14 protein-coding genes are annotated in these 17,047 nt (G+C 57.8%); 8 read left to right on the top strand and 6 right to left on the bottom strand.

Annotated elements, in window-relative coordinates; genetic code table 11:
• Window positions 1-26 precede the first annotated feature (26 nt).
• The 3 genes from VN24_RS17305 to VN24_RS17295 form a co-directional block, all read right to left on the bottom strand.
• On the bottom strand, window positions 27-215 hold the full coding sequence (locus VN24_RS17305) for a hypothetical protein (RefSeq protein ID WP_045671418.1): 189 nt from the start codon (window positions 213-215) through the stop codon (window positions 27-29).
• Between the two features lie 187 nt (window positions 216-402).
• Window positions 403-900 (bottom strand): phosphatidylglycerophosphatase A family protein, encoded by a 498-nt coding sequence (locus VN24_RS17300; RefSeq protein ID WP_045671417.1) that lies wholly within the window; start codon window positions 898-900, stop codon window positions 403-405.
• A gap of 437 nt (window positions 901-1,337) precedes the next feature.
• Window positions 1,338-4,991 (bottom strand): DNA polymerase III subunit alpha, encoded by a 3,654-nt coding sequence (locus tag VN24_RS17295; RefSeq protein ID WP_045671416.1) that lies wholly within the window; start codon window positions 4,989-4,991, stop codon window positions 1,338-1,340.
• Between the two features lie 377 nt (window positions 4,992-5,368).
• Between VN24_RS17295 and VN24_RS17290 the strand changes: the two genes are divergently transcribed.
• The 3 genes from VN24_RS17290 to VN24_RS17280 all read left to right on the top strand — a co-directional run bounded on the left by VN24_RS17290 (window position 5,369) and on the right by VN24_RS17280 (window position 6,580).
• Window positions 5,369-5,695, top strand: a complete 327-nt coding sequence (locus VN24_RS17290) for a YtrH family sporulation protein (RefSeq protein WP_045671415.1) — start codon at window positions 5,369-5,371, stop codon at window positions 5,693-5,695.
• Between the two features lie 5 nt (window positions 5,696-5,700).
• Window positions 5,701-6,204, top strand: coding sequence for a sporulation membrane protein YtrI (locus tag VN24_RS17285; protein ID WP_045671414.1), 504 nt, complete (start codon window positions 5,701-5,703; stop codon window positions 6,202-6,204).
• A 73-nt stretch (window positions 6,205-6,277) separates the two neighbouring features.
• Window positions 6,278-6,580, top strand: a complete 303-nt coding sequence (locus tag VN24_RS17280; protein WP_045671413.1) for a YtpI family protein — start codon at window positions 6,278-6,280, stop codon at window positions 6,578-6,580.
• Between the two features lie 775 nt (window positions 6,581-7,355).
• Here VN24_RS17280 and VN24_RS17270 read toward each other — a convergent pair.
• Window positions 7,356-8,711: a DRTGG domain-containing protein gene (locus tag VN24_RS17270; protein WP_045671411.1), complete on the bottom strand. Its 1,356-nt coding sequence runs from the start codon at window positions 8,709-8,711 to the stop codon at window positions 7,356-7,358.
• Window positions 8,712-8,796: 85 nt separating this feature from the next.
• On the opposite strand from VN24_RS17270, the gene VN24_RS17265 reads away from it, so the two are divergent.
• On the top strand, window positions 8,797-10,152 hold the full coding sequence (locus VN24_RS17265) for a sensor histidine kinase (protein WP_045671410.1): 1,356 nt from the start codon (window positions 8,797-8,799) through the stop codon (window positions 10,150-10,152).
• Between the two features lie 745 nt (window positions 10,153-10,897).
• Here the strand turns inward: VN24_RS17265 and VN24_RS17260 are convergent.
• Window positions 10,898-11,182: a hypothetical protein gene (locus VN24_RS17260; protein ID WP_045671409.1), complete on the bottom strand. Its 285-nt coding sequence runs from the start codon at window positions 11,180-11,182 to the stop codon at window positions 10,898-10,900.
• 91 nt (window positions 11,183-11,273) lie between these two features.
• Window positions 11,274-11,609, bottom strand: a complete 336-nt coding sequence (locus tag VN24_RS17255) for a YlbF/YmcA family competence regulator (RefSeq protein ID WP_045671408.1) — start codon at window positions 11,607-11,609, stop codon at window positions 11,274-11,276.
• Between the two features lie 291 nt (window positions 11,610-11,900).
• On the opposite strand from VN24_RS17255, the gene VN24_RS17250 reads away from it, so the two are divergent.
• From VN24_RS17250 to VN24_RS17235, 4 genes are read left to right on the top strand one after another with little or no spacing between them, the layout of a single operon-like run.
• Window positions 11,901-13,274, top strand: coding sequence for a YheC/YheD family endospore coat-associated protein (locus tag VN24_RS17250; RefSeq protein ID WP_045671407.1), 1,374 nt, complete (start codon window positions 11,901-11,903; stop codon window positions 13,272-13,274).
• Between the two features lie 5 nt (window positions 13,275-13,279).
• Window positions 13,280-14,494, top strand: a complete 1,215-nt coding sequence (locus VN24_RS17245; RefSeq protein ID WP_052703016.1) for a YheC/YheD family endospore coat-associated protein — start codon at window positions 13,280-13,282, stop codon at window positions 14,492-14,494.
• Window positions 14,491-15,879 (top strand): YheC/YheD family endospore coat-associated protein, encoded by a 1,389-nt coding sequence (locus tag VN24_RS17240; protein ID WP_045671406.1) that lies wholly within the window; start codon window positions 14,491-14,493, stop codon window positions 15,877-15,879. Before VN24_RS17245 ends, VN24_RS17240 begins: the two co-directional genes overlap by 4 nt.
• Entirely contained in the window at window positions 15,869-17,011 is a 1,143-nt protein-coding gene (locus VN24_RS17235) for a YheC/YheD family endospore coat-associated protein (protein ID WP_045671405.1), read from the top strand. Before VN24_RS17240 ends, VN24_RS17235 begins: the two co-directional genes overlap by 11 nt.
• Window positions 17,012-17,047 lie beyond the last annotated feature (36 nt).

The following is a 17,047-nucleotide window of genomic DNA, read 5'->3' as shown; positions in this document are numbered from 1 at the left end:
CAAGGCGCAAAAGTATGGGGCGGCCATTATGAGTGAAGAATAGCGTTCAATACTTCCTGCACTTCTTCCAATTCACCGGAGGGAACCAGGATCTCAAACTGCTGTTTGGAGAGATTGATGGGGCGCGTCTGCACGAGAAACCCTTCCTCCGTTAACCGCCTCTTTATACTCTCCGCGATTTTTGCCGTTGGCGCGATATAGATGACCGTCCACATGAAAGGTACCCCCTAAATCCCGGTATCAGGCCACATGATGTCATAATGATAACATACGATCGCTTTTCACCGCAAGAAAGGGGGAAAGCGCGGCGGCTGGCTGTCAAGCGGCTTGCGCCTTCCAATGGATTATCGGCTGCAGACCGGCCTCCCGCGCGCCGAAATAGGCAGAGCGAGCACTGCCGCTTCAGAAGATTCCCGGATCCGGAACATCGTAGCGCTGCGCTTTCGGATCCTGATGCGCGATGCGCGCCGAAGCCGCCGCCGCAAGACCCGCCACAAGATCGTCTAGAAAGACGTGTATTTTTTTCCCTTTTTCATTCAGCTGCCGGATAATGCCGGGCTTCATTTTATCCAAATAGCCGAAGCTGGTGAGGCCGATCATGCCGTACACGTTCGTGATGCCGAGCGCAAGCGTTTCATCGACGCCGTAGAGCGATTCGTCGTTCTCCATCATCGCCTGCAGCGGCTGCGGCAGCAGTTTCCTCTCGGCCAATTCATCCAGCGCGATGCCCGTATAAAGCACATATTGGACCTCCCGTTTGCTAAGCACGGCAAGCACGCTTTCGCGGCATTCTCCCATCGTCAATTGCCCATTGTAAGGCCGCTGCAGCGTATATACGATCTCCGCCACGTCTTCAAGCGTAACGCCGCGTCTTGTCAGCCATTGCTCCATTGCCGTCATCAATGTTCATTCCTCCCGCATTTGCTTCTACCACACTCGCCCAGCCGCTTTACGGAAATCTCCTTTGCAAATACAGCCCGGCTGCAGCCGGCCGGACGATCGACAACGCACGGGACCATTCTTGTCCAATTATAAGCGCCGTGTTTTGGGTCCCATCGTTGTGCTGTGAGTCTTAATGTATGCGGCGGCGGTACAAATTGTGCCAATCTGGCGCAAACTGAAAGATAAAAAGAGAGCCGCCCCGTTCACATTCGCGTGAATGATCGGGACGGCCGGTTCGATTCGATTCGTCGTTTGGACAGACGCCGTGCAGCTTATCCGCGCCGCGCGCGGCTCCCGGTACGAGGCGGCGTGACAGGTGCAGGCGATCCGCTGTTAAGCGCGCCGGGAGAGACTGGCGTTAGGAAACATGGCGCTTGCAGATTCCGGGCGGTCCGCTACTTGACGACGGCGGCTCCTTTGCCGAGCAGCCCTTCGATGGCCGCAAACAGCTGCGGCGACGGCTTTACGCGATAGCTGTCGCTGAGCGCCAGCGTTTTGCCTTCGCGCTCATAGAACAGCACCGTCGCGAGCGGGCCGGGGTGGTCGGCGAGCAGCTTTTTCAGGCGGGCGAGCGCGGCGGGATGCTCGCGCTCCGCCGCGATCTTGACGTACACCCGCTGCGCCTGGCGCTCAGCGGGTGCGCTGCGCCGCGGCGGCGCGGCCGGCGCCTGCGCCGCGCCCCGCTCCGGCGGCCGCCGTGCCGCTTCGCCCGGCACGGCATTGCCGCCGCGCGCCGCAGGCGCCGCAGGCGCGTTGCGCGCTGCGGCTGCGGCGCCTGCGGCCGCCCCGGCGCGCGCAGCCCGCGCGCGCGCCTGGCGGCGCAGCCGCCGGACCCCCTCCGCCAGGTCGGGGTCCGCGGCCGGCAGGGGGATGACGTCTTCGACGAGCAGCTTGAAGTCGTCATCCCCCTGCTGTACGGCGGCCTGCACAATCGCCAGGCCGCCCTTCTCCATCTTGTCCGCGACGCGCTGCCACACGGACGGAAACACGACCGCTTCCGCCCGCACGATGCGGTCCTCCAGCTCCAGAAACGCCATCGCCTGCCCTTTGCGGTTCATGTACGGCTTCAGCGACACGATCCGCACCGCCGCCACGCCCTGCGTCCCGTCCTGGGCCTCGGCCAGTTCGACCATCCGGTCGAGGCCCAGTGGTTCAAGCGCCCGCTCCGTCTCGTCGAGCGGATGGCCGGACAAATAAAGCCCGAGCAGCTCGCGCTCCAGCTCCAGCTGCTGGCCGGTTGTGAAAGGACGCGCCTGCGGCATCTCCACGTCCCAGTTCTGCACCTCGTCGAAGCCGAACAGCTCGATCTGCAGCTCCTCGCGCTCCTTCCGCCATCTTTGCGCCGCTTCCACCGTCTCGTCGAGGGCGGCAAGCTGCTGTGCCCGGTGGCCGGGCAGCGACTCTGTCGCGCCGGCCTGGATCAGAGACTCCAGCACCCGCTTGTTGCACACGCGCAGGTCGACGCGGCGGCACAGATCGAGCAGACTGGCGAACGGCTTCTCCTCGCGCTCCTTCAGCAGCGCTTCGATCGCCTGCGTGCCTACGTTCTTAATTGCGGCAAGGCCGAAGCGCACCGCAGGCCCGGCCGGCGCAAACGTGACGCCGCTTTCGTTGACGTCCGGCGGCAGCACCTCGATAGCCATCCGCCGGCATTCGTCGATATATTCCGCCGTTTTTCGCTGATTGCCGGTGACCGACGCCAGCATGGACGCCATAAACGGCACCGGATAATGGGCTTTCAGCCAGGCGGTCTGAAAGGCAAGCACGCCGTAAGCGGCGGCATGCGCGCGCGGGAAGCCGTAGTCGGCGAAGCGGACGATCATGTCGTATACGCGGTCCGCTTCCTCCGCCGTATATCCTTGCCGCACGCTCCCTTTGACGAAGAATGCGCGCTGCTCGTCCAGCACCTCCCGCTTTTTCTTCGACACGGCCCGCCGCAGCAGATCCGCTTCCCCAAGCGAAAACCCGGCCATCCGCGAAGCGATCTGCATAATTTGCTCCTGGTATACGATAATGCCGTACGTGTCGGAGAGAATCGGCGCAAGCGACGGATGCGGATATTCGACCTCCGCCAGCCCGTGCTTGCACTGGATATAATTCGGGATAAACTCCATCGGTCCCGGCCGGTACAGCGCCAGCACCGATACGATATCTTCGAATACGCTCGGCTTCAGCTCCCGCAGCACGCGCCGCATACCCGCCGATTCCAGCTGAAAAATGCCGGTCGTCTCTCCCCGTCCGAGCATCGCGTACGTCTTCGGATCGTCGTCCGCCTCCTGCTGGAAGTCGATCTGCCTGCCCTCCGACTGCCGGATCCATTCCAGTGTCCGTTCGACGATCGATAGCGTGCGCAGCCCGAGAAAATCCATTTTCAGCAGACCGACCGCTTCCACGTTCTCCATCGAATATTGGGTGAGCGGCGTTCCTCCGCTCCCCGCCTGGAGCGGAACGTAATGCGTCAGCGGCTCCTTCGAGATGACGACGCCCGCCGCGTGCGTCGAGGCGTGCCGCGGCATGCCTTCGACCTTGAGCGCCATCGCGATCAGCTCGCCTGTCTTCGGCTGGCGCTGCGCCGCCTCGCGCAGCTGCGGCACGCCGCGCAGCGCCGCTTCGAGCGTCATGCCGGGCTGCCCGGGAATGAGCTTGGCGGCTTTGTCGACTTCGCCCAGCGGCACATTGAGCGCCCGGCCGACGTCCCGTACGGCGGCGCGGGCCGCCATCGTGCCGAACGTAATAATTTGCGCCACGTGCTCGGCGCCGTACTTCTCCACGACGTAGGCAATTACTTCGTCGCGGCGCTCGTCGTTGAAGTCGATGTCGATATCCGGCATCGAAATCCGCTCCGGATTCAGGAAGCGCTCGAACAGCAGCTTGTGCTTCAGCGGGTCGACGTCGGTGATGCGCAGGCAGTACGCGACGATGCTGCCCGCCGACGACCCCCGGCCCGGCCCGGTGCGGATGCCCCTGCTGTGGGCGAAACGGATAAAATCCCACACGATCAGAAAATAATCGCTGAATCCCATCTTCTCGATGACGGACAGCTCATACATCAGGCGCTCCTCGGCCCGCTCCCGGAAGCCGGCATCCGCCGTCCACTGCGGCTCGGTCTCGTACCGGCTGCGCAGCCCTTCGCGGCACAGCCGCTCCAGATACGCCGCCGACGTGTACCCGTCCGGGACCGGACGATATACCGGCAGCGCGGCACGCCCGAGCTCAAGCTTCAGCTCGCATTTGTCGGCGATGCGCGCCGTGTTCGCCAGCGCTTCCGGCGCATGCCGGAACAGCCGCTCCATCTCCTCGGCGCTCTTCAAATACATTTGGTCGCTGGCCATCTTCATGCGGCCCTCGTCCTCGACATGGGTGCCCGTACCGATGCAAATCAGCACCTCCTGCACCGCCGCATCGGCCTGCCGCAAATAATGGACGTCGTTCGTCGCCGCGAGCGGAATCCCCGTCTCCCGTGCAAGCTCGATCATGGCAAGCGCAACCTTTTTCTGCTCCGTCATGCCGTGGTCCTGAATTTCAAGATAGAAATCGTCCCCGAAAATGTCCCGGTACCGCAGCGCCGCCGCCCTCGCCTCTTCTTTGCGGTCATAAAGCAAATGCTGCGACACTTCGCCCGTCAAACAGGAGCTGAGGCAGACGAGCCCATCCGCATGCTCCCGAAGCGCCGCCGAATCGATGCGCGGCTTATAATGAAAGCCTTCCAGATGGCCGATCGAGATCAGCTTCATTAAATTCCGGTAGCCGCGCTCGTTTTTCGCCAGCAGCAGCAGGTGGTAGATCGGATTGTCCTTACGCGTCCCCTTGTCGAACCGCGAAGCGGATGTAAAGTACATTTCGCAGCCGATAATCGGCTTGATTCCGTGCTCCAGACACGATTTATAAAAAGGGACGGCGCCGTACATGACTCCGTGGTCAGTCAATGCCAGCGCCCCCATGCCAAGCTCCGCCGCGCGCGCCGTCAAATCCCGGATGCGGGCCGCGCCGTCGAGCAGGCTGTATTCGCTGTGAACGTGCAGATGCACGAAAGGGTTGTTTCCGCTCATCGAAAGATTCCTTTCCCGGTTCGCCCCGTTCCAAACCCGGCCGCAACCGTTCCTTGGACGCAAACAAATGCCGCCGCTGTAACTTTCGTTTTACCTTTAATTGTATCATATTTGGCCGGACAAGGCCCATACAATAGAGGGAAGGGGAAAAAGGGCGCTGCGCGGGTTCATTAGATCTTACGATCGCTGTCGCAGACGGATTTACTGAGTTCGGTGAAGAGGGTCGCTGCGTTGGACTAATTATTCTTCCGAACGCTGGCGCTGCTCGTTGTCTAGCCTGCCGTATCAGCTGCCGGTAAGATCAAGACGCATTGCCGATCATCGCCGTTAGCTCGCTTTTTTTTCATTAATGAACGATAAAGGTGAGGCGGATGAGAATGAATATGATGCTGAGCAAGGCGCTGCTGGATTTTTTTATCGCATTCGGGGTGGTCGTCGGAGGCGCGATGCTGGCGGGCATCGGCTCGGTGCTTGTGCTCTCGCCGCCCTCCTCCATCATGATGGATACGGCCTCCCGCCTCAAAATCTGGGCGCTCGTCGCCTCCGTCGGCGGCACGATCGATCCGATGCGGGTCATTGAAAGCAACATGCTGGAAGGGCATCTGTCGCCTGTTGCCCAGCAGCTGCTGTTTATTCTGTGCGCCTTTCTCGGCGCCCACACAGGCACGGAGCTGATCAAGCTTATTTGCCGGGGAGCGGGCTGAAGCCTATGCGCGTGCCGCCTTTCGAACGCTACGGCCCGCTGCTGCATGGATTCGGATTCGCCCTGATGGGCATGATTATCGGCGCCGCAATCTATCACGCTCTCTTTCAGACGCAGTTCGACCATCTCGTAAACCTGAAGAGCGAGCTGGAGCAAAAGCTCGACCAGCACGAAAACGATTTGAAGCAGCTGAACCAGTTCCGCGACAAGCATACGGTCATTAAGAGCATTCAGATCAAATTTGAGGAAAATGCCTCCGGCCGTACGGCCGGCTCCCTAGACGAGCCGACCAAGGGCAGATTGAGGGAGAGTCTGAAGGCGGATTTGAATGTATTTATCGGCAGCAGCATTTACGATATCGACCGCGAAGCGAAGCTTGCCCGCCAGCTTTTGACCGGCAAAGTTTACAATGACGGGAGCAAGCGCTACGTTGTCGAAATGAAGACGGTGCTTGTTGTCGACAATGTGCTTCAAGTATGGGTAAAGGTCTCGGTCAGCAATATCGATTGAAAACTCTTTCTTTACCAAACATGCAAACTCCCGTGCTATAATGGAGCCAAAAAAAGGAGCTGCTCCTTCCGCCATGTCCGCACCGCAAATCATTCAATGGGTTCTCATTGCCGGCATTTGCGTCACTTCCGTACTGTCCGTTTATTTCAGCTTCAAATCGCGCCGGGCAGCCGGCTACCGTGACAAAGGCGCCGCTGCGGCGAAAATGAACGTCTCGATGGGCTTCATGCTGCTGCTGATCGCCTTCATTCAAATGTTTCTGTTCACCGCTTCCTCCATCCGCGTCGTTGTCGGAGCTGTCTTTATGCTGCTCGGCTTATTCAACATCTTCGCCGGCTTGCGCAGCCTGAGTGCTTTCCGCGGCATAAAGGATTAGTCTTGTTTCAAAGCTCAAGCTATTAGATCGCTCCGAAACACCGCGCGCAGCTCCCAGCGCGTGGTGTTTCGGAGCATGACGGCGGTCGGTCGACCACATGTACCGTTACCATCCGATGATCTAACGGAGCTCAGTGCTCTTATTTTGCATTTATGAGCCCATTTGGATATCTAACGGAACTCACAGCTCTTATTCTATTTAAAAGGGTATATTTGCAGACAGAAACACAGAAATAAGCTCCAATACTTCCGTTAGATTTTCTAATCGAACAAAATGAGCTGAATAACGTCAACTGCTTCCGTTAGCATCCAAGAACAACCATAATGGTAACGGTTTTTCAGGATCGTTCTACTAGATTCTTTCGAAGGAAGGTTCAAGTTTCGCAGATTTCAGATTTGCCGCTCGGGTTTATCCCTTTCGGGTTTATCTCTTTCGGGTTTATCCCTTTCGGGTTTATCTCTTTCGGGTTTATCTCTTTCGGGTTTATCTCTTTGCGGTTTCGCTCTTTCGAGTTTCGCTCTTTCGGGTTTTCGCGGTTCAGACAGCAAGCGCGAGCCTATCGCGCAGCCGCGTTTGCTCTCACCCCCGTGAAAAAGGAAAGCGGAGCGGGCGGGTTTGAATCTGGAGAAGCGTTAGCGTTCGCTTTTGTCCCCGGATTCTAACCCTGTTAAGGGTTTACAGAATCAAAGAGAATCCGGGGACGGTGGCGATCGGAAGATCAAACCCGCCCGCGGAGCGACCTTCCTTTTCCCCCGCCCGCGCAGCGCTCCTTTTTCTAATACGTATCGATTAGCTGAAAATTGACCATCGCCTTGGCGGCCAGACCGGAGACGTCGCTCAGCTCGACTTCCAGCTTGGCCGCTTTGCGGCTCATCTCCAGTGCGCGGGGGACGATCGCGATTTCGCTGTCGATCGGCACCGGCCTTACGTAATACGTCGTAATGCTCTCCAGCATATGGTCGCGGCGGCCGCTTTCGCGGATCATGCGGCGCGACGCCTGCATCATCAGCGTGCCCAGCACGCCTTCGGATACCGTTCCGAGCGGCCCGGACATCTGGGGCGTCACCTTGCCCCTGTACTTCCATCCGATCCCGCTGCCTTGATCGTCCTCCCTGCTCATTTCAAAACCGGTACCCATCAAATCATCGAACGTCTCGCCGGATTCCGCCTGCTTGCCGGTGAAGCGCATCGCCTCCAGCACCTCCTGGCGGCTGATTACGCCGAGCAGCTTGCGGCTGCGGTCCACGACCGGAAGCAGATCGATGCCTTCGGCCGCCATCGTATGGGCGGCGGAGGTGACGGTAATGTTCGGCGCGGCCGTAATCGGATGGCGCGTCATCAGCTTGCCGAGCGGCTCACCGGGCGGCGATCCGGCCGCATCCTTCGCGGTCATCATGCCGACTACCCGGCCGCGGTCGTCGATGACGGGAAAACGGGTCAGTCCCGTCAGAACGGACAGCTTGTAGAAATCGGCGGCCGTTTGTCCGAGCCGCAGCACGTCGGCCGGTTTCCCGAACGTGACGATGTCTTCGATCAGCACGATCTTTTGCTTGATCAACCTGTCGTACATGGCGCGGTTAATCATCGAGGCCACGGTGAACGTATCGTGCCTGGACAAAATAATCGGCAGCCCGCGTTCGTCCGCCAGCCGCTTTGCTTCCGGGCTTGTGTTGAAGCCGCCCGTGATAAGCACGCCCGCTCCCTGTTCCAGCGCGCGGCGGTGCACCTCTTCGCGATTGCCGACGATGAGCAGGCTGCCTTCGTCGATATAGCGCAGCATCGCGTCCAGCTCCATCGCCCCGATGACAAATTTATGCAGCGTCCGCTTCAGTCCTTCTTCCCCTCCGAACAGCTGGCCTTCAACGATTTCGGCCACATCCCCAAACGTCAGCTGGTCCAGCGAGTTGCGCTTTTTTTTCTCGATCCGGACCGTTCCGATCCGCTCCTTCGTACTGACAATGCCAAGCTGCTCCGCTTCCTTCATTGCTTTGTACGCTGTGCCCTCGCTTACCTTCTGTTCCTTGGCGATGCTGCGAACGGAAATGCGCGTGCCGAGCCTCAAACTTTTAATATAGTGGATGATCTGCTCATGTTTTGTAATCGCTTCAGTTTCGGCGCCTTCCTTTGTCATCCTTCCACCTCATGTCAAAAAAATCATTTTCATTTCTCCCGAAAGACAGTAAAGTATAGTTACCTATCATAAAGGAGTCTGGCTCGTGAATCTGCTTTGGAACTCGCTAACCGTTTTTGTTTTTTTATCGATCCCTCAGTCGCTGCTGAACGTAACGTTCGGTTTTTTGTTCCTTGGTATCAAGCCGCAGCTTTATTGGCGGCGTATTGCAGCTTTTTGCTTCGTCAGCTCGCTGTATGTGGACTTGTTTTTCCTGACCCTGCCCAAGTGGGCGCATCTGATCAATTCGCTGCTGTCGTTTTATATTTTGTTCCGGTTGTTTTTCCGGTCCTTCAGCAAAAAGACGGCGCTGCTCATCTTTGCGGTCACCTTTATATACACGATTATAACAGATCTTGCGGTAACCACCGCCGCTTCCGGGTTTATTTCCTACCAGGCCGTTATTGACGGTTCGCCGGCTGTTAAAATGATGGTTTTCTGGCCTGGATTCGCTGTCACCGCAATCTTGATCCTATTGATGAGCAAGTACAAATATTATCCGGCGAAACGAATCCGGTTCATGTTTCAGAACAGCTCCGGCTCGTCGTCCTTGCCGTATGTGCTGCTGCTGGTCTTTATTCAATTGATCGTGCTCAGCGGCATGTACATGATTCGTTTTGTGAACGCCGGCAATGAAGACGAACTGCAGATTTTCCTGGGGGCGGGAATGATTTCCATCGTTCTCGTCACTTACTTCATGCTGCGGCTCCTTTCCCGGACGAGTGAGGAAGCGGTGAAAAAGACGGAGGACGTTTACGTGGGCGATCTTGTGAAAATGCTGACGACGGTTCGCGGACAGCGGCACGATTTTCTAAACCATGTTCAGGTTATGTACTCCATGCTGCAGCTGAAAAAATACAATGCGCTGCGGGAGTACATGGATGAGCTTGTAGATGAAGTGCTTTCGGTCAGCAAGGCCTCTTTGGATCTCGAACAGCTGCAAACCCATCCGCTGGCTGCGCTAATCGAATCCAAGTACGAGACGTCCGTCCTGCGCCGGATCGCCTTTCTATTCCAGGTCGATATTACAGCCGGTTCCTGCACCTTCCACCCGATCCGAAATATCGATCTGGTGCGGATTGCCGGCAACCTGATCGACAATGCGTTCGACGAAGTGCTGCAGCTGCCCGAATGCGACCGGCAGGTGAATCTGCTCATTACGGCCAAGAAAGGCAATCTTACGCTGCGGATGTCCAACAGCTGCCGGTTTATGACCGAGGAAATGAAGAATCGGCTTTTCACCCCGGGCTATACGACCAAGCAGGGAAACCACTCCGGTCTTGGCCTCTCCATCGTCGCCGAGCGTGTCCGGTTTTACAACGGCAGCTTAACGGTTGATACGGAAGGCGACAGCATTATCTTTACGATCCAGCTTCCGTATCAGCATGAACAAGCCGGTTAGCTCCGTCGAGGGATAAACTGCCGCTAGCATAAGCGAAAAAAACTCCTGACGGAGTCATGCGGGCAAACCCCGGGGGCGTTCGCGCGGACGAGCTTTTGTATTCCTGCAAATGTGCAGTTGTTATCGGTCAAACTCGCTTATCGGGTGAGAAACCTGCGAATGCGCAGGAATTCCAAGCTCCTATTGCCTGAACATGCGCTTTGACGGGAAAAAAATGTATTTTCGTAGGAATTTATACGAGGTGGGTAAATAGAGAAGAAAATAGATGTACGAACGCATGTTTTTCAAAAACTGCTGATCGTGCTGCACGACATGGTTGCCTTTCACTCGGGCGGCAGCAGAAAGCCGGCTCGTATGCGCACGGTGTGCTGCAAGTTGCACCGTCATCCGTGCGGCAGTGTGCACGAAATGCCGCCCGTAAAGCGGGAGACCCGCTTCCGCCCCGAAAATTTATAAAATCTATTCAAAAAAAAACCGATCCGCGAGCGCACGCGGATCGGTTTTTTTGGCTGCGGCTTTTGCCCTGCTTGGGGACGGAAGCGGAAAGCCAACCGCCATTGGTAAGTCGCGCCGGTTCAGCGGCGGCTCCTCGAACGATCAAGCTCCAGGGCGCCTGCGTCCGGCTTCCTGAACGAAAGCGCCCGGTTCCAGCCAGACGTCAGGTTCCAGCTAGGCGTCCAGCTCCGGCAAGGCCTCGCCTCCAGCGAGCAGGCGCCCGCCGGCGCGCTACATGCGCCTCCAGCCGTCAGTTCTTCGCCCGGCGAGGCAGCGTCGCGCGGTCCATCGCGCGCTGCCATTGCAGCGCTTTCGCCCGTTTCACCCGCGCCAGCCGCTTCTTCGTCCGCTCGTTCAGATCCAGCAGCGCCCATACATTCGCCGCTATGACGATCACCGCCAGGGCGGTCCACGCCGTACCAAACACGGCAGCTGCCGTCCACGGCAGCCCAAACTCCAGCTTCGGAGCTGCATAAACGAGCATCGACAGCGCACCGATCAGGTACAGCAAATGGCGCCATTTTCCGGATTGCATACGGCTTCATCTCCTTTGCGCAGCGCTCTCATGCACTTTGCTTGTCCGCCATTCATCCTATGCGCCGATCCCGGTCAATATGCACAGCCGACTATTCCAAAACCGTTTTGAGCGAATCGGAAATAATGCGGTTCACATCCTCGAACACGACGGCGAACCGGCGTTCCGCTTCAAAGTAGTGGCTGATAACAGGATTGAGGCTTAGCACCTCGTACAATTTGTTCAGGTTATCTATTTCTTCGGGGGTCGGCTCTTCGCCCGACATCATTTTTTGCTGAAAACCGTTTTGCCGTTCCCGGAAGTCGTCTAGCATCCGCTTCGCATCCGCGTCCGCTTCGGCTTGGCGTCTGGCTTCTTTCAAATCGTGCGCCTCCGGGCTCTCCTTGAGCGCTTTGGCGAGCTCGTACGTCTTATCGTATACATTCACTCGGCCTCCACTCCTTTCTTCTCTCTTGATCATACCACGGGCCGTCTCGGCTCGCCAACCGCCCGCCCATTTGCCCGCCCATTGTTGAAAAGTACGCCTATCCACTAATCACCAAGGGATAGATGTCCTCATATGATGGAGTAATCATTTCAAGGAAATTGTTCGTAGAGCCCGGTTACCTAAGCAGGCGATGCTCCTGCAGGGGATTATCCCGCGCGGCGGCTCCGCTAAGGTACCGACCTCTTTCACAAGGCCCGTTCCGACATCCTCCGGCACGGAAGGAGATTACCGATGCTCAAAACGAAAATCGCCGTTCAGGTGGTCGGCTCCGGCGTGCTAGCCGATGACGCGATCATGCTGGGCGAAACGTACCTGAAGCGGTGGAAAATTCCGCAGGGCCAGTCGGTTGTATTGAAATTCGGCGCTTTTCGCCAGCATGTCAAAGTCGTCCCCGTACCCCGTTACGACGGGCTGCGGATCAACCAGCGTCTGGCGCGGCTGATGGGAATAGCGGAAGGCGCGGCGCTTCGGCTGCAGTACCGCGCCGCAATGGCGACGCTCGCTCTTGGTCCGCTTATCGGCGTGCTCGTCAGCCGCGATTATCCGCAGCAGCCCGATCGTCCCTTCGGCTCCATCACGCTCTTTTGCAAAGAGCTTGTGGAGGCGTGCGCGGCGCAGGGAGCCTATGTTTACTTTTTCACTCCTGGGGGAATTGGCACAGACGCGGACAGCGTTGACGGTTGGGTGTACCACAACGGCTGGACGCGCGTCACGATGCCGCTGCCCGATGTCGTCAACAACCGGCTCACCTCGCGCAAGCTGGAAAATCTGCCGTCGGTGAGGCAATTTATCAGCATGGCGAAGTCCCGCCATCAGACGTATATGTTCAACGAGAAGTTTCTGGATAAGCATGATGTGTTCGATGCGCTCGGGCGCGATCCCAGTTTAAGCAAATATTTGCCCGAATCTCATCTGCTGCTCGGCTTTGCAACGCTCAAAACGATGTGCGCCCGCTATCCGGTCGTCTTTCTGAAGCCGGTGCGCGGCAGCCTGGGAAAAGGAATTATCCGGATCAACCGGCTGGATGGGCAGCAATTTCAAGCGACGTATTCCACTGCCGCCGGTTCGCGCCGGCAGGTCTATCCCAATCTGACCAAGCTGTTCGCATCGCTCTCCGGCAAAGTCAAATCGGTCCGCTATCAGCTCCAGCAGGGACTGCAGCTGATTGAAATCCAGAAGCGGCCGGTTGATTTCCGCGCGCTCGTGCAGAAGAACGCAACCGGCAAATGGGGCATTACGTCGATCGTGGCCCGAACGGCGGGCAGCAACCATTTCGTATCCAATCTGGCGCGGGGTGGCACGCTCAGCAAAGTAAAGGATGCGCTGGCCAAGTGCAGCCTGCCGCCATCCGGACGGGGAGATGCCTTCATCCGGCTGCAAAAGGCGGCGCTGGAAATTGCCAAAGGGATTGAAGCCCATATTCCCGCGCATTTTGGGGAGCTTGGAATCGATTTGGCGCTCGACAAAAATGGAAAAGTATGGCTGCTCGAAGTGAATTCAAAGCCATCCAAAAACGATAATACGCCGCTTACGGAAAACAAGGTCCGTCCTTCCGTCCGCAATATGATTCAATATGCCCGTTACTTGTCGGGCTTTGAGAGGTGAAACGTATGCGCCCTAGCAACACCGTTCTTGGCGTCCTTGTCGCTTCCATTGCTTCCGCACGCCCGCTCCGTCTTCCCGAAGCGCCGTTTCTGCTCGCGCTTTGCAGCAGCGGGGCGGCGCTTGGCATGACCGTCTACGTCTTTTCTCCAAACTTGTGGGATCCCCACGAACGGCGCCTGCTTGGATACCGGCCCGGGCGGGGCGGAAGCTGGCTGCAGGAGCAAGTTCCGCTGCCCGATGTCGTGTACGACCGCAGCCATTACGGCAGCGCCGAGGAGCAGGCCGCCGGCGCGGCGATGCTGGCCCAGATGCACCGGTGCAAACCGTTTTCGCGCTTAAGCCGACCGCTGCCCGGCAAGCTTCATGTGCAAGAGCTGCTTGCAGGCTGCGAGCAGCTTGCCCCTCTGCTTCCCGATACTTTGCGCTGCGAAGGAGTGCAATCGCTTCGCGCCGCGCTTCGACGGTTCGGAGGTTCGCTCTTCATCAAGCCTGACGCCGGCATGCAGGGCAAGGGCGTGCTTCGTATTACCCCTGCGCCGGAGAAAGGAAGCTGGCTGGCGGCAGGCCGCACCGGCAGCAACCGGACCTTCAGCACCGTAATTGCCGGCGAGGACGAATGCGTCCGGCGCGCGGCGCGGTTTGCAGGGCGCACCGCTTATTTGCTCCAGCCCGCTCTAAACTTATATGATCCGGAAGGCCGCCCGTTCGATGTCCGGGCACTCGTTCAAAAGAACGGCAAAGGCCGCTGGTCGCTTACCGGCTGCTCGGTTCGCAAAGGACTTCCCGGCAGCGTCACATCGAATCTGCACGGCGGCGGCGAGCCGGCCGAAGCGGCTGAATCGCTGTCCATGATGTTCGGCGGCCAGCTGGCGGAATCGCTGCTTAAGCGGATCCGCAGTGCCTCTCTCCTTGCAGCGCAGACGCTTGAGTCCCGCTGCGGGCGGCTTGCCGAGCTCGGATTTGATTTCGGCATCGAGCCGGACGGCCGGCTGTGGCTGCTTGAAGCCAACTCCAAACCCGGCCGCGCATGCTTTCTGGAACATCCGGGCAGCCCAATCTCCATCAAAGCGGTGCGTCAGCCGCTGCTTTACGCGCGGCTGCTGTCCAGCCGCGGTTCATCGGCTGCCGCCGCACCGCCTGTGCCGCAACCGAATCGGAAAACAGACGGCAACTCTACACGAAACCACCACACGGAGAACGTTCAGGAGGTTCATCCATGAGTTTAAAACTTTGCAACGTGCACTTCTCCCAAGCCGCCGACAACGTCATTTATTTGTCGGGGCAGCTCTATCATTCGTTGAAGCTATCCGGGAAGAAAAGAATGAGAATCAAGCTGGGCAAGGAGTCCATCCAAGCATCGGTTCGTCCGATCAAACGGCAGGGCAACCATATATATTTGTCGGCCGGCGTCAGACAATCGATCCGGGTGCCCAAAACGGGCAATGTGTACGTCCTGAACTCGTCTGACGACGAGGTTCAGCTCGGTCCGCTCGTCGGCGTCCTGACCGATTCCCCCGGAATCCTCCGCTCCGCCTCCGTTCCTTTTGGACCGCGCACCGGGTTTATTAAGGAACTGATTCGCTTGGGGGAGAAAAAAGCGTATTTCTTCGCCTTTACGCCCCGCGACATCAATTGGCAGCAGGAGACGGTAAACGGCCATTTTCTGAACGCCGAAGGCGGATGGTACCGCAAAATCGTCCCGCTGCCGGACGTCGTCTATAACCGTCTCCCGAGCCGCAAAGCCGAGACGACCGAATATATTTCAACGCTCCGGGAGCGATTCGTCCGCAAAAAAATTCCGTTCTTCAACTGGAGCTTCTTCAACAAGTCCGACGTTTACCGGATGCTCGACAAAGATACCGAGGCGCTGCGCCATCTTCCCGAATCGATCTCCGCTCCTTCGAACGAGAAGATCAAGGAGCTGCTCGAGAGGCACCATTTTCTTTATTTCAAGCCGACCGGCGGCAGCCTCGGCATCGGGATCTACCGTCTGACCTACCAGCCGAATAAAGGCTATTTCGCCCGCTACCGTAACAACGGCAAAAATGTGCTGCTGCGCTTTAACAGCTTCCAGAGCCTGATGCGGATGCTGCACTCCCGCCACGGCAGCTCGCTGAACGGGTATGTGGTCCAGCAGGGCATCCGCCTCGTCGAAATCGACGGCTGCCCGATCGATTTCCGCTTTCATATGCACAAAAACGGCAAGAACGAGTGGGTTCCGGCAGGAATCGGCGCCAAAAAAGCGGGACGCGGCAGCGTTACGACCCATATTAAGAACGGAGGGTCGCTCATGACGCCGGAAAGCGCGCTCAGCCGCGCATTCGGCAACCAGGCTTCCGATGTGCTGGAAAAAGCGAAGAAGGTCGCCATCCGGCTGTCGGAATCGATCGAGCGCAATTATCCGCACCGGCTCGGCGAGCTTGGCCTCGACATCGGCATCGATAAGGACGGCGAAGTTTGGATGTTTGAGGCGAACGCCAAGCCTGGACGGTCCATCTTCAAGCATCCGTCGCTTAAGGCCGAGGGGCGCGCATCGCTGGAATATATACTGGAGCACTGCCTTTATTTGAGCCGTTTCAGGGGAGGGGCAGCTGATGGAGATTAATCTCACTACAGCATCTCCGACCCCGGAACTGACCGCCAAACGTCCGGTGCTTGCCATCCTTACGATGGATGACGCGGCGCTGCAGTTTCGCGGCAACCGCGGCAATTTTTCCGATTTGATCCACACCGGACAGGATATGGGCTATATCGTTTACGTTTTAACGGTCAAAAATTTAAAGCTGACGCGTAAAATGTTGTATGGCTACCTCCCGAAGGATAAGTCGAACGTATGGGAAAAGAAGCTGTTTCCTTTTCCCGATCTCATCTATAACCGGATTCCGCAGCGGGAGGACGAACTGCAGCCGGACGTGCAGCGCAAGCTCGCCGCCTGCATGGAGCATCCGCGCATCAAAGGACTGTTTAATCCGTCTTTTTTTAACAAATGGCAGCTGTTCGAGTGGCTCAAGCAATCGAAGGTGACCAAACCTTACGTTCCTTCGACCCGCAGACTGATTTCACAAGGCGGACTCGACAGGATGATCCGCAAGCATCCTTACTTGTATCTCAAGCCGGTGAGCGGCAAGGCCGGCAAAGGGATTATGACGCTGCGCCTGCAGCCGGATAAGCCGCTTCCCTACCGGTTGAAAATTCAGGAGAGCCGCAAAAGCAGCACCTTCAATTGTTCTTCGCTCGGCAAGCTGTGGTCGCGCATCCAGCAGGAAAGCAACGGCGAAGCGTATATTGCGCAGCAGGGCATTCAGCTTGCCTCTTACCACGAGCGCCAGTTCGACCTGCGCGCGCTGCTGCAGAAGAACGGCAGCGGTCATTGGGATCTGACGGGGATCGGGGCGCGCGTCGCGGGCAGCTTGAGCATTACGACCCATGTTCCGCGCGGAGGGACCATTGAAGAGCCGGAGAAGCTGATTAACCATTTTTTTGGTCCGGATAAAGCAGGCGCAATGCTGCGGCGCGCACGGACGACCGCCATCGTTCTGGCCAGACAGATTGAGCGCGGATCCGGATACCTGCTTGGAGAAATGTCGATGGATCTTGGCATCGACCACGAAGGAAATTTATGGTTTTTCGAAGCGAACGCCAAGCCGATGAAATTTGACGAGCCCCATATCCGCCGCAAATCGTTGGAACGCATTTTTCAATACGGTTCTTATCTGATCCGCAAAAAGCAAGAATAACCGACAAGAGTTAAGGCAGGAGCTGGAGGCGCGAGA

It is taken from the genome of Paenibacillus beijingensis, assembly GCF_000961095.1.
GTDB lineage: Bacteria > Bacillota > Bacilli > Paenibacillales > Paenibacillaceae > Paenibacillus_O > Paenibacillus_O beijingensis.
This window is presented reverse-complemented; position numbering and strand designations above follow the sequence as displayed.